This window comes from bacterium (assembly GCA_023150945.1).
Lineage (GTDB): Bacteria > Zhuqueibacterota > Zhuqueibacteria > Zhuqueibacterales > Zhuqueibacteraceae > Coneutiohabitans.
On the sequence record JAKLJX010000015.1, the window covers coordinates 160,778 to 172,812 of the forward strand.

12 protein-coding genes are annotated in these 12,035 nt (G+C 60.2%); 4 read left to right on the plus strand and 8 right to left on the minus strand.

Going from position 1 to position 12,035, the window contains the following annotated elements; translation table 11 throughout:
- Positions 1-70 precede the first annotated feature (70 nt).
- Both L6R21_19040 and L6R21_19045 read left to right on the plus strand, forming a co-directional pair.
- The gene (locus L6R21_19040; protein MCK6561297.1) at positions 71-2,503 is read left to right on the plus strand and encodes an AAA family ATPase; all 2,433 of its coding nucleotides are present in this window, start codon (positions 71-73) and stop codon (positions 2,501-2,503) included.
- A 22-nt stretch (positions 2,504-2,525) separates the two neighbouring features.
- Positions 2,526-2,978: a CoA-binding protein gene (locus L6R21_19045; protein ID MCK6561298.1), complete on the plus strand. Its 453-nt coding sequence runs from the start codon at positions 2,526-2,528 to the stop codon at positions 2,976-2,978.
- Between the two features lie 307 nt (positions 2,979-3,285).
- On the opposite strand, the gene L6R21_19050 is transcribed toward L6R21_19045, so the two are convergent.
- Positions 3,286-3,657 carry a response regulator gene (locus L6R21_19050; protein ID MCK6561299.1) on the minus strand — a complete coding sequence of 124 codons (372 nt, stop codon included), beginning with the start codon at positions 3,655-3,657 and terminating at the stop codon, positions 3,286-3,288.
- 55 nt (positions 3,658-3,712) lie between these two features.
- Positions 3,713-4,123, minus strand: a complete 411-nt coding sequence (gene rnk, locus L6R21_19055; protein MCK6561300.1) for a nucleoside diphosphate kinase regulator — start codon at positions 4,121-4,123, stop codon at positions 3,713-3,715.
- A 336-nt stretch (positions 4,124-4,459) separates the two neighbouring features.
- On the opposite strand from rnk, the gene L6R21_19060 reads away from it, so the two are divergent.
- The gene (locus L6R21_19060; protein ID MCK6561301.1) at positions 4,460-4,636 is read left to right on the plus strand and encodes a hypothetical protein; all 177 of its coding nucleotides are present in this window, start codon (positions 4,460-4,462) and stop codon (positions 4,634-4,636) included.
- Positions 4,637-4,668: 32 nt separating this feature from the next.
- On the opposite strand, the gene L6R21_19065 is transcribed toward L6R21_19060, so the two are convergent.
- From L6R21_19065 to L6R21_19090, 6 genes are all read right to left on the minus strand, one after another.
- Entirely contained in the window at positions 4,669-5,172 is a 504-nt protein-coding gene (locus L6R21_19065; GenBank protein ID MCK6561302.1) for a lamin tail domain-containing protein, read from the minus strand.
- Positions 5,173-5,221: 49 nt separating this feature from the next.
- Positions 5,222-5,362 (minus strand): hypothetical protein, encoded by a 141-nt coding sequence (locus L6R21_19070; GenBank protein MCK6561303.1) that lies wholly within the window; start codon positions 5,360-5,362, stop codon positions 5,222-5,224.
- Positions 5,363-5,462: 100 nt separating this feature from the next.
- Positions 5,463-6,776: a Glu/Leu/Phe/Val dehydrogenase gene (locus L6R21_19075; protein ID MCK6561304.1), complete on the minus strand. Its 1,314-nt coding sequence runs from the start codon at positions 6,774-6,776 to the stop codon at positions 5,463-5,465.
- 11 nt (positions 6,777-6,787) lie between these two features.
- Positions 6,788-7,024 carry a hypothetical protein gene (locus L6R21_19080; GenBank protein MCK6561305.1) on the minus strand — a complete coding sequence of 79 codons (237 nt, stop codon included), beginning with the start codon at positions 7,022-7,024 and terminating at the stop codon, positions 6,788-6,790.
- Between the two features lie 536 nt (positions 7,025-7,560).
- Entirely contained in the window at positions 7,561-8,892 is a 1,332-nt protein-coding gene (locus L6R21_19085) for a sigma-54 dependent transcriptional regulator (GenBank protein ID MCK6561306.1), read from the minus strand.
- Between the two features lie 27 nt (positions 8,893-8,919).
- Complete coding sequence (locus L6R21_19090) at positions 8,920-10,623, minus strand: ATP-binding protein (protein ID MCK6561307.1); 1,704 nt, start codon at positions 10,621-10,623, stop codon at positions 8,920-8,922.
- Positions 10,624-11,217: 594 nt separating this feature from the next.
- Between L6R21_19090 and L6R21_19095 the strand changes: the two genes are divergently transcribed.
- Positions 11,218-11,958, plus strand: coding sequence for a hypothetical protein (locus L6R21_19095; protein MCK6561308.1), 741 nt, complete (start codon positions 11,218-11,220; stop codon positions 11,956-11,958).
- Positions 11,959-12,035: the final 77 nt, after the last annotated feature.

The following is a 12,035-nucleotide window of genomic DNA, read 5'->3' on the forward strand; positions in this document are numbered from 1 at the left end:
GTGCCTTGGCATTTCCGGCCGGAGCGAGGTCATGCAGTGTATTGCGAAAAGGACGACTGCGAGCGGAATCATGCAAAAATTATCGCCCCGACAATTGCGCCGTACGTTTGAGCCAAGTGCACTGGGCGTGGAGACCACCGTCGCGCTCAAGACGCTGGAGAGCATTATCGGCCAGCAGCGGGCGGTTTCGGCGCTGCAGTTCGGGCTGGAGATCCATGAGAGCGGCTTCAACATCTATGTCGCCGGACCGCCGGGCATGGGCAAAATGACGGCGGTGCAATCCTTCTTGATGGAGCTGGCACGCCGCAAGGACACACCCGCGGATTGGTGTTATCTCAACAACTTCGAAGATTCCCACCAGCCCAAGAGCTGCCGGCTGCCGGCAGGCCGGGGCCACGAATTGCAGCAGGATTTGAAGTCGCTCGTCGAACACCTGCGCCGCGAGATTCCCCGGGCCTTCGAAAGCGAAGAATACAGCAACCGCCGTGACGAGATTGTCAAATCGCTGGAACAGCGGCGGGCGCAGGCCATGGAGAAACTCAATCAGGAGGCTGGGCAGGCCGGCTTCATGTTGCAGGCCACGCCCTTTGGCATTGCCACCATCCCCACCCAAGAAGGCCAGCCGCTCAGCGATGCCGATTTTCAGGCGCTGCCGGCGCCGAAGCGCGAGGAGTTTCAGCAACGTCACGAGGTATTGAAAGAAGAGCTGAAGGCCACCATGAAGCGTCTGCGCGATCTCGAACGCGCGGTGCAGGAGCGGCTGCAGACGCTCGACCGGCAGGTGGCGCTGTACGTCATCGGCGGGATGATGGAAGAGTTGCACGAAAAATACCGCGACCTGCCCGCCGTGCTCGAGCATTTCCAGGCCATGCAGAAAGACATGCTCGACAATCTCGAGACCTTCAAAACCGGCGTGGCGCCCAACCCGGGCACCGATCCCGCCGCGGCCAGTTCGCCCTGGTTGCGCGAGTTGCCTTTCCGCAAGTATCAAGTCAACGTGCTGGTGGACAATCGCGAGCAAAAAGGCGCGCCGGTGGTGCTCGAGCTCAACCCGAGCTACAACAACCTGTTTGGCCGCGTCGAAAAAGAAGTGCAGTACGGCGCGCTCTACACCGATTTCACCATGATCAGGCCCGGCTCGTTTCACCGCGCCAACGGCGGTTATCTGGTGATGCCGGTCGAGGATTTGTTGCAGAATCTGCTGAGCTGGGACGGCACCAAGCGGACGTTGCGCAGCGGTGAGATCGAAATCGAGGAAATCAGCGAGCGCCTGGGGTATGTCGCCACCAAAAGTCTGCGGCCGCAACCGATTCCCATCAACATCAAAGTCGTGCTGGTGGGCCGGCCGCTGCTTTACTATCTGCTGCACGCCCACGATGAGGAGTTTCCCGAGCTGTTCAAAGTGAAGGCGGATTTTGACACGCGCATGGCCAACAATGCGGAGAACATCCGCGACTTTCTGGCGTTTCTGCCGACGTTCTGCAACAAGGAAAAGCTCAAACATCTCGATGCCACGGCGGTGGCGAAGCTGCTGGAGCACAGCGCCCGTTTGGCCGAAGATCAGGAAAAGCTTTCGACGCATTTCGGTGCGCTGGCGGACATCATTCGTGAAGCCAACTTCTGGGCGCTGCAGGCGGGCGCGGCGCAGATCAGCGCGGCCCACGTGCAGCAGGCACTGGAGGCCAAAATCTTTCGCTCCAACCTGGTGGAGGAACGCCTGCAGGAAATGATCAACGCCGGCACGTTGCTCATTGCTACCGAGGGTGAGCGCGCCGGGCAGGTGAATGGGCTCTCGGTGCTCAGTGTCGGCGACTATCAGTTTGGCCGGCCCAGCCGCATCACCGCCAGTGTGGGGCCGGGCCGCGACGGCCTCATCGATATCGAGCGTGAAGTCAATCTGGGCGGCCCGCTGCACAGCAAAGGCGTGTTGATTCTGAGCGGTTATCTCACCCACCAGTTCGCGCAAAACGCGCCGCTCACGCTCACCGCCCGGCTGGTGTTCGAGCAAAGCTACGAAGGTGTGGAGGGCGACAGCGCCTCCTCGACCGAGCTTTATGCTCTGCTCTCCGCGCTCTCCGAAATCCCCATCAAGCAGGGGATCGCGGTCACCGGCTCGGTGAACCAATACGGCGAAGTGCAGGCGATCGGCGGGGTCAATCAGAAAATCGAAGGATTCTTTGAAGTGTGCCAGGCCAACGGTCTGACCGGCAAGCAGGGCGTGATCATTCCGCAGAGCAATGTGCGCCATCTGATGTTGCGCGAGGAAGTGGTGCAGGCGGTGGCCGCGAAGAAGTTCTCGATCTGGTCGGTGGCCACCGTGGCGGAAGGCATCGAAATTCTCACCGGTGTGCCGGCCGGCGTGCGCGGGCGGAATGGCAAATTTCCCCAGGGTACCGTCAACCACCAGGTGGAAAAACGCTTGCAGGAATTTGCCGAGCGGTTGCGCGAGCTGGGCAAGGAGAAGAAGGGCCGCCAGAAGACTGGCGGGCGCAAAGCGCGCTGACTTGAATGAGGGAGGTGGAGAAATGACGAGTAAGGCGGCAGTTGAAGATTTTATGGCGCAGCGGTCGCTGGCGATTGTCGGCGTGTCACGCAGCGGCAGGAAATTCGGCAACATGGCGCTGAAAACGCTGCGCGAGAAAGGCTATCAAGTCTGGCCCATTCATCGGCACGCGGAGACCCTCGAAGGCGAACGTTGTTTCCCTGATTTGAAATCGTTGCCGCAACCGGTGCAGGGCGTGGTGATTTCCGTGCCGCCCGCTGAAACCGAGCAGGTGGTGCGGGAAGCGGCGGCCGCCGGCATTCGCCGCGTGTGGATGCAACAGGGCGCGGAATCGGAAGCAGCGCTTCGCTTCTGCCAGGAAAACGGCCTGAGCGCCGTGCACGGCGAATGTATTTTGATGTTTGCCCAGCCGGTGCACTCGGTGCATCGTTTTCATCACTGGCTGTGGCGGGTGTTGGGCAAATTGCCGCAATGATGGAAGTTTGGTCAAAGGCGCCTCGTGCCCCCAATCCAACAGGTACGTTGCGTGCCGCGGACTTCAAATTTCGACTGGTCTGAAAGCTGGCGTAGTGCTTTTCGTTTCGTCTGGATTGGGATTTGAGAAGGCAGGCGCGCAAGCGCGCAGATGCTCCAAATTGAAATCCCACGATAGAAGCCAAAACTTCTGTCGTGGGATTTCGTCTTTCAGCCGGGAACGCTATGCCGCCCTCCGGCGCGCCAAGCCAACTGCTGCGAGCGCGTGCAGCGGCATGACCGCGGGCGGCCTGCAGCCCTGCCGGGCGCTATTCGGCCGGAAGCGTCGCGGGCTGCAGCAGATCAGCAATCGCTTCTTTGAGTTGCGAGAGGTCCGCTGAAGTCGGCACGAAGCGATCAGCCAGCCAGAAGTTGAAATCGTGTGAGATGCTGGCATTTGCCGTGTTGAGCACGAGTTTGAGGTCCCGCTGGTGGGCAAGCAATCGTTGCATGCATTCCACGCTGTCGCCGTCAGCGAGAACCGTATCCAACACGGCGAGATCAACGAGATGGCGGCCGGCGAGACGCAGGGCTTGGCGCATGCCATTGGCCGCCAGAACTTCGTAGCCTGCCTTGCGCAGCTCGCCCTGATACCTGCCGCGTCGTTCCTTTTCCCCTTCAATGATGAGAATCGTGGCCATGGTATGACTCCTCTGGCGTACTCGCCGGACGCCCCACCCACTGCTGTCGGTCCGGCTACAGATGATAATCTCCCGCAGCCTCCGGCTGATAGAGAATGGCAACGACTTTGAACCGGCGCACGCCGGCCGGCACCTGCCAGGCGATCTCATCTCCCGCTTTGAAGCCCAACATGGCGGTACCGATGGGTGCGAGCACGGAAATGCGGCCCGCCTCCGGATCGGCATCTTCGGGAAAGACCAGGGTGTAGATCATCTCTTCACCCGTTTGCAGATCGAGCAGCCGCACGCGTGAGTTCATCGTGATGACGTCCCGGGGTATTTCCCGCGAGTTGACGACAACGGCGCGATTCAACTCGCCCGCCAGTTTTTTCAAATCCGCGCTGCCGTAGTACTGTGATCGCTTGGCGGCTTCGAGCAGTTCCCGCAGTCGTTTCGCATCGAAATCCGTGATGTGAATGGCTTGCATTGCTCCTGGCTCCCGGGGCTGATGATGAGATGGGTAAAATGAGTGATCGTCCGCAACCGCCGGCTTTCGATGAGAGTGTTCCTGCAACGGCTGGGCCGGTGCCTCAAAAACCGCAGCGCCGCGACGATTCGCGAAGCTTTGAAACCCTCGGCTCAGCCGAGGGTGGAACATTCTCCGACGAATACTCGACGAGCGTGTTCGTGCAACGGCTGGGCCGTTGCTTCAAAAACCGCAGCGCCGCGACGATTCTAGAAGCCTTGAAACCCTCGGCTCAGCCGAGGGTGGAACATTCTCCGACGAATACTCGACGAGCGTGTTCGTGCAACGGCTGTGCCGTTGCTTCAAGAATCTCAGCGCCGCGACGATTCGCGCAGCTTTGAAGACTTCGGCTTAGCCGAGGGTGGAATATTCTCCGACGAATACTCGACGAGCGTGTTCGTGCAACGGCTGGGCCGTTGCTTCAAGAATCTCAGCGCCGCGACGATTCGCGCAGCTTTGAAGACTTCGGCTTAGCCGAGGGTGGAATATTCTCAGACGGAGACGAGTCAGCGTGCGGCATTTCGGGCGGCGGCTTGCCGAAAGAATGGCTTGGCCTTGCGGCCGGGTTCCTCCACCATTTGCCACGTCTCGCCGGCGCGGATGAGTCGCTTGCGGCGCGAGGTTTCGCGGCGCAACAGGCGATGGTGGGAATAGGAAAAGCGGTTGACTTCATTGCCTTCAGGATCGAACAGCAGCGCCATGTCGCTGCGATTGCTCCACATTTGCTCGTCCGTCCAAAACAAACCGGGTGGTGTGTATGCGCGGGCGTCCTGGCCGCTGTGAATGGTGAGCGTCATGCCGGGACGAAGGATCGTATCATCCTGGAAAAAATAAAGCCGGTTGCCGCGCAGCGCCGCCAACGCCCAGCCTCCCAGCGGCTGAGGCACCGTGCCCGAGTTGGCAATGACGACGTGCTCGGACATACCGCGATTGTGAACCGCCACTATCTTGACGCGCGCGCCCGCCAACTGGCCGGCGCGCGTGGGTTGAGCCGTGCGTTTGTGCCGCATTCTTCACCTCGCGAGCTGGTAAAACAAATCAGTAACCACGCGGGCTTGTTCATGACTCGTCTTCCGTGCGCTGCCGTTGGTGGCGACCGGCGTCCTGCCGGTGCGCCATGGCCTGCTGATGCTGCGCCAGGCAGGCTTCGCAAAGAAAACTGTCGTCTTCGGGGAAAAACTGGCCCTCGCCCCTGGCCATCCGTCTTTCGCAGACTGCACAGGTTGCTGCCATCATGCCCTCCTTGGTTGGTGGTTGATTGTGCTCAGCGTGCGCGGCGGCCCTGCGGCGATGGCCGGCTTCATGGGAAAATGCCGCGTTCCTTGTATACCGTTGCCAGGCGCATGAGCGCCACAATGTAGGCCGCGGTCCGCCAATCGGTTTCGAAATCCCGCGCCATGCTTTTGACTTGTTCATACGCATTGAGGAGGCGCTTGCGCAATTTCAAGTCGACCTCTTCGAGTTCCCAGCATTCGCTGCGCTTGTTTTGCAGCCATTCGAAATAGCTCACGATCACCCCGCCGGAATTGCAGAGAATGTCGGGCAGCACTTCGATGCCGCGGCGCCGCAGGATCACGTCCGCGTCCGGATCGGTGGGGCCGTTGGCGCCCTCCGCCACCAGCCTCACGTTTAGCCACGGCGCGGTCTCGGCGGTGATTTGATTCTCCATGGCCGCGGGGATGAAAATGTCTGCGCGCGTCCGCAGAAACGATTCGTGATCAATGGCCGTGGCCTCGGCAAAACTGTGGAGATTGCCCACGGCCCGGACGTGGCTGGCGAGCTGATCCGGATCGATGCCCGGAGCATTGAAAATCGCACCGGTCACGTCTTCCACCGCGATGAGTTTGGCGCCGTGCGCTTTGAGCAGCCGCGCTGCCCACGAGCCGACATTGCCAAAGCCTTGCACGATGTAGGTGGCGCCGTTCAGGTTCAGGCCGTGATCTTTGGCCCACCGCTCCAACGTAAAGACGATGCCCTGGCCCGTGGCTTTTTCGCGGCCCAGACTGCCGCCGGATTCCACCGGTTTGCCGGTGACGACGTGGGTGCACCGGTTGCGCTCGTCCGGCGGCATCATGGAGAGATAGGTGTCCAGAATCCACGCCATGATTTGCGAATTGGTGTTCACGTCCGGTGCCGGGATGTCATACTCCGGCCCGATGTTGTTGCCCAGGGCAAAGGTGAATCGGCGCGTGATACGCTCGACTTCCTGCAGCGAGAACTGCGACGGATCAAATTGAATGCCGCCTTTGGCGCCGCCCAGCGGAATGCCGGTGATGGCGGTCTTCCAGGTCATCCAGGTCGCCAGCGCCCGCACTTCGTCAATATCGACCGCCGGATGGTAGCGCAGCCCGCCTTTGAACGGGCCGAGCACGTTGTTGTGCTGCACGCGGTAGCCGGTGAAGGTTTCAATGCGGCCGTCATCCATGCGCACGGGAAAGTGAACCACGATTTCGTTCATCGTGGTCGCGAGTATCTTGCGGATGTCCGGCTCCAACTCCATCAAGTCGGCGGCTTTGTCGAATTGCCGCATGACGTTTTCATACAACGAGGGTTTTTTCGCCGGTGCCTTGGCCGGCTTGCTCACTTGTGGTGCTTCTCTCAATGCGATGCTCATACTCGATGTCCTCACTCATATTCCTCACAATGCCAGACGCCGCCCTCGGGCTTGGGGTAAATGCACGTCTCGATCTTCTGGCAACTGGCACACAGCCCGGTGAACTTGCGCGTGTCGCTGCTGCGAGGCAGGCGGCCATTGCCCGCATTCCTCAGCACCGGCTCGCTTTTTTGCACGGCATACCCTTCGAATAAATCACAGGACAACACCGGCCGCGGCAGTTCTTTCATGTAGATGCAAGTCGCCATGTGTTTGCATGAAGTGCAAATACCCTGCACGGGCGCGGCCTGCTGTTGCGGCACGGCTCTGCGGGCGAGTGTTCTCGCTTCTCGCCCCGGAACGATCTCACTTCTTTTAAACTTTGGCTCGGCGGTACTCATGGCAGTCTCCTCTGGTTGCAAATGTGCGCTGTGGGCTGGATGTGAGAGGCTTAGGCCATTTGCATGCCATCAGCCGCTGCGCGCAGAGCAGCAACGTGCACAGCAAATGCGCGTGGCGTAAGGGTTGAAGAATCAAACGGTAGGAGCAGGGAGGAGTGGGGCGAACAGAGGCCGTCTCATGAAGTCAAAACCCGGATGAGGCAGCGCGAAGCCGGGGAGATGCGTCCCACTGGGGAGAAATTCCCCATTTTCTCCGGCGGCTTCATTTGATCTGACTCGGAGTTGATCGCCCGTTTTGTGCTGTTTGTGTTTGGGGGGAATGGTAGGATTCGTTCGAAACGGCAGGCTGGCAGGCATGAGATCACGGTGATGCACTGCCGGGATTCACCTGCGGTTTCAGCCTCTCAAGATTCGACCGCGTGGGTTTTCAACTTCTCGCGCAGGGTTTTGCGATCGATGCCGAGAATCTGCGCGGCCTGCGTCTTGTTGCCGGTCACGTTGGCCAGCACCAGCCGGATGTGCTCCGCCTCCACTTCCGCGAGGGTGCGGTGCAGACCGGCGCTGCGCTGCGCCGTGAAGCGCATGAACGCCGGCAAGTCGGGAACGTCGATGTGATCGCCTTCCGCCAGCACGACCAGCCGCTGCACGACGTTCTGCAATTCTCTCACATTACCGGGCCAGTCATAGCTGGTGAATACCTGCAGCACGTCATCGGAGAATTGTGGCACCGGCCGGCCGGCCTCCTGGGCGAATTTGTGGGCGAAGTGCTGCAACAGCAGCAATACGTCATTGTCGCGGTCGCGCAACGGCGGCAGCTCGATGAGAATCACGTTCAGGCGATAGAAGAGATCATCGCGAAACGCGCCCTGTTTGACCAGTGCCAGCAAATCCTTGTTGCTGGCCGCCAGGATGCGGATGTCGATTTTCTGGGCGCGGCTGGAGCCGACCATGTGAATCTCGCGGTCTTGCAGCACGCGCAGCAGCTTCACCTGCATCGCCAGGCTCATTTCGCTGACTTCATCAAGAAAAATCGTGCCGCCTTGCGCGGTTTGAAAAAAGCCGGCGCGCGTCTGCACTGCGCCGGTGAACGCGCCCTTCATGTGGCCGAACAGCTCGCTCTCCAACAGTGCCTCGGGAATGCCGCCGCAGTTGATCGGCACGAAGGGCGCGGCGGCGCGGTCGCTGCCGTAATGAATGGCACGCGCCACCAGTTCCTTGCCGGTGCCGCTTTCGCCGGTGATGAGCACGGTTGCGGAAGTGGCACTGGCTTTGGCAATGGTGCGGAACACGGTACGCATGCGCGGTGATTCGCCCAGCAGACCCGGCGGCGCAGCGGGCGCCGGTTGGGCCTGGCCCTGCGCCACGCGGCGCACTTGCAGCTTCTCCAGCGTGCGCCGCACGGCCGCAAACAACTCATCATCGGTGAAGGGCTTGGGCAGATACTCCTCCGCGCCGGTCTTGACCGCAGTCACCGCGCTTTCGATGGAAGGATAGCCGGTGATCATCATTACTGCGGTGTCCTTCAAATTCTCCCGCACGTGCCGCACCAAATCCAGCCCGCTGACCTCCGGCATTTTCAAATCCGTGATCACCAGATCCACGGTCATGTCATGCAAAAGGGTGAGCGCCTGCGCCACGCTCGCGGCGGTGAAGACTTGATAGCCCTTCGCGCTGAGATTGCGCTGCAGCACCTCCAGCGTGTCCTCGGCGTCGTCGACAATGAGCAGACTTTCCATTTTCTCCGGAGAAGGCATGGCTCGTTTTCAATCTGTTTTGTGTTCCGGCAGTTTGGGCGTGGGCAGTTCCACTTCGAAGCGCGAGCCCTGGCCGGCCTGGCTCGCCACCTTGATTGTGCCGCCGTGAGCGGTGACGATGCCGTGCACCACCGAGAGGCCCAGGCCGGTTCCCTGGCCAACCTCCTTGGTGGTGAAAAAAGGCACGAACACCTGTTGCAGCACCTCTTCACTCATGCCGATGCCGGTGTCTTCAACAATCAAACGCACGGCGTGCGCGACGGCCTGCGTTTCCACGGTGAGCACTCCGCCCTCGGGCATGGCCTGCATGGCATTGACCACCAGATTGATCAACACCTGCGCCACTTGCGAGGGATCCGCGACGACTTCCGGCAGGTTTGGCGCCAGGCGCTGCACCACCGTGATCTTGCCCTTGGCCAGCCGCGCCTCGAGAAACGACATGCCGTTGCCCACCACCTGATTCAAATTGATGTACGTCTTTTGTTGCGGCATTTGCCGGGCAAAGATCATCAGCTTGCGAATGATTTCACGCGCATGCAGCGAGGCATTCACGATTTTCTGCAAATCCTGGTCTGCTTGGGCCGGCAGCCCCGGGCACTTTTGCGCAAGCTGGGCGAATCCCAGAATATTGCCCAGCGGCTCGTTCAACTCGTGCGCCACGCCGGCGGAAAGCTGGCCGATGGTCGCCAGCCGGTCGGCGTGGCGGAGCTGCTCTTCGAGCTTGGCGCGTTCCTGCGCCGCCTGGCCGCGCTCGATGATGATTTCCAGTTCGCCGGCCACCGCCTCGATCAGATCACGCTCCTCTTTGAGGAAGGGACCTTCGTCAAGCTCCGACCGCGGCTCGGCATAAACCACTTCCACTGCGCCGCGCCGCACACCGTGCACGTGAATATCCGCGCTCTGCTTCAGCGGCGTGTCGCGAAATCCGGGCGTGGCATAAATCTGCTCATCGATGATGATGCGCGCCATTGCGATTTCGGGATAAAGCCACGCCGGCGGCAGCAGCGCCACCACCGCCTGCAGGATCTGATTCAGCGGCTCTTCGGTACGCTCTGCCACCTGCGCGATGCGATACAAGCAGGTCAACTCTTTCACCCGTTCACGCACCTCCACCTGCGCGCGGCGATGCGCGGTGGCCACGCCCAGCATCTGCGCGATGCTTTCGTAGAACTCGATGTCTTCCGCGCTGAAAAAATCGGGCTGGCGGCTGCCCAGCTCCAGCAAGCCGATGCGTTCGTGACCATTGACCACGAGCGGGAAAAGGGCGAGGCCGCGGTATTCGCCGCCCAGGTTGAGGCTGCGGCTGCCGGCCTCGCGGCTGAGGCGGAGCACTACCGGCGCTGCGGTATCGTTCGTCCAGAAACTGCCGGCCGCTGTGAATGGCGGCTTGCCAAGCTCGATATGGCCGCGCAAAATCTCGCGTCGCAGCCAATGCCGGTCGGCCTCTGCGGGGACGGGAGATTTCGGCGAATGGGCGTCGAATTGGTCGAGCGGCTCGATGTCGAACACGGCTTCCGGCGAGACCCCGTCGGTGCGCAGACGGCAGCGATAGTATTTGCGGCGCTCGATGAGATGCAGTTCCACCGCGTCACAGGCGGAATACTCTCGTATAACCTGCGCGACTTCGCGCATGAAGTCGAGGCGCAGGTCGCCGAGATTGGCGCGCTGCAGAATCTGATGGGAAAGCGCGCAAAACTCTTGTAGGCGAGGCATCGAGCGGTCCCACGGTGAGAGTTGGTGAATCGGCAAGGACGGGACGGCTGAAATTCGCTTCCCTACCCGCCGTTTGCTGGCTTTGATGTAGCGATTCGAACGCAAATTTACAAGGGGAAATCTACGCCGGCAATTCAGCGGGCGCGTCTGCCCTCAAGCTGCGCCGGGGAATTATGTCAAAAACGCGAACCGCAGCCGCTTTTGCCCAAAACTGAGAAATTCTGCCGCCTTCTTCTCAAAATTGAAAAAAAGCGTAACTCCGGCCGATTTTGTATATGCCTCAAACCCATGATAATTCAAGAGCTGATTTAAAGGCACTGCGGCCTAAGGCTTGCATATTCACTGCAGGTCAGAAAGGAGTAGGTTGTCATGACTCAAGCCCTTCCTGCGATTGCCTCGCCATTATCGACTTCATTTTCACCAGCAGCGACCGCAAGACACTCGAACCGATGAGGGTGACGTCTTCACGATTTGATGAAATCGTGAAAATGCGCCGTGATGATGCGGATGAGATTGGCGGAAGGTGCGGATCCGCGGGCCGGGCAGGGTAATTGGGCTGTGGAAATGCGTCACGAACTGCAGGAGAAGGTACGAATGAAACACATGTCAACCAGGCACGGACTTTCCGTTTTGGCGATCATCATGGCGCTGGCCGCCACGGCATGGGCGCAGGATCAGGATGCCGCCACGATTGCCGAGACCAAAGCCGAAGTCCCGGCATTGACCAAATTCCATGCGGTCATTTACCAGCTCTGGCATAATGCCTGGCCCAAGAAAGACTACGAGACGCTTGCCAAGTTGCTCCCGGACATCAAGAAGCACAACGCGGAAATTGCCGCGGCGAAGCTGCCCGGCATTCTGCGCGAAAAGCAAAAGGCTTGGGAGGAAAACGTGCAGGCGCTGCAGCAGGTCGTGCAGGAATATGAAGCCGCTGTCGCGAAAAAAGACAATCCCCGATTGCTCGAGGCTGCCGAGAAACTGCACACGCAATACGAGCGGCTGGTCCGCGTCATCCGGCCGGCGCTGCGGGAAATCGATGACTTCCATGCCGTGCTGTATCTGCTTTATCACTATTACGCGCCCGCCAATGATCTCGCAAAAATCAAAGCGGCCACCGGTGAATTGCAGATCAAGATGGCGGCCCTGGGCAACGCGGTATTGCCGGAGCGCTTGAAGAAAAGAGAAGAGGCCTTCTCGGCAGCGCGTGACAAGCTGGCTGCTTCCGTCGCTGCGCTGGCGGCAACCCTGCCGTCCAACGATGAGAAAAAGATCAAAGCGGCGATAGCAACGATGCACAGCGACTACGAAGCGCTGCAAGGCGTGTTTGAGCAATAATCGTCCCCCACGGGTGCAGACAGCCTCGCGATCTTGAGCGCCGATGATCGCGGCCAGCGGCACAAGTTCTTCCCACG

What these genes read in the sequence shown, in the direction of transcription:
- L6R21_19040 (MCK6561297.1), top strand. Translation starts at nt 71, where the DNA reads ATGCAAAAATTATCGCCCCGACAATTGCGCCGTACGTTTGAGCCAAGT.
- L6R21_19045 (MCK6561298.1), top strand. Translation starts at nt 2,526, where the DNA reads ATGACGAGTAAGGCGGCAGTTGAAGATTTTATGGCGCAGCGGTCGCTG.
- L6R21_19050 (MCK6561299.1), bottom strand. Translation starts at nt 3,657, where the DNA reads ATGGCCACGATTCTCATCATTGAAGGGGAAAAGGAACGACGCGGCAGG.
- rnk (MCK6561300.1), bottom strand. Translation starts at nt 4,123, where the DNA reads ATGCAAGCCATTCACATCACGGATTTCGATGCGAAACGACTGCGGGAA.
- L6R21_19065 (MCK6561302.1), bottom strand. Translation starts at nt 5,172, where the DNA reads ATGCGGCACAAACGCACGGCTCAACCCACGCGCGCCGGCCAGTTGGCG.
- L6R21_19070 (MCK6561303.1), bottom strand. Translation starts at nt 5,362, where the DNA reads ATGGCCAGGGGCGAGGGCCAGTTTTTCCCCGAAGACGACAGTTTTCTT.
- L6R21_19075 (MCK6561304.1), bottom strand. Translation starts at nt 6,776, where the DNA reads ATGAGCATCGCATTGAGAGAAGCACCACAAGTGAGCAAGCCGGCCAAG.
- L6R21_19080 (MCK6561305.1), bottom strand. Translation starts at nt 7,024, where the DNA reads ATGGCGACTTGCATCTACATGAAAGAACTGCCGCGGCCGGTGTTGTCC.
- L6R21_19085 (MCK6561306.1), bottom strand. Translation starts at nt 8,892, where the DNA reads ATGGAAAGTCTGCTCATTGTCGACGACGCCGAGGACACGCTGGAGGTG.
- L6R21_19090 (MCK6561307.1), bottom strand. Translation starts at nt 10,623, where the DNA reads ATGCCTCGCCTACAAGAGTTTTGCGCGCTTTCCCATCAGATTCTGCAG.
- L6R21_19095 (MCK6561308.1), top strand. Translation starts at nt 11,218, where the DNA reads ATGAAACACATGTCAACCAGGCACGGACTTTCCGTTTTGGCGATCATC.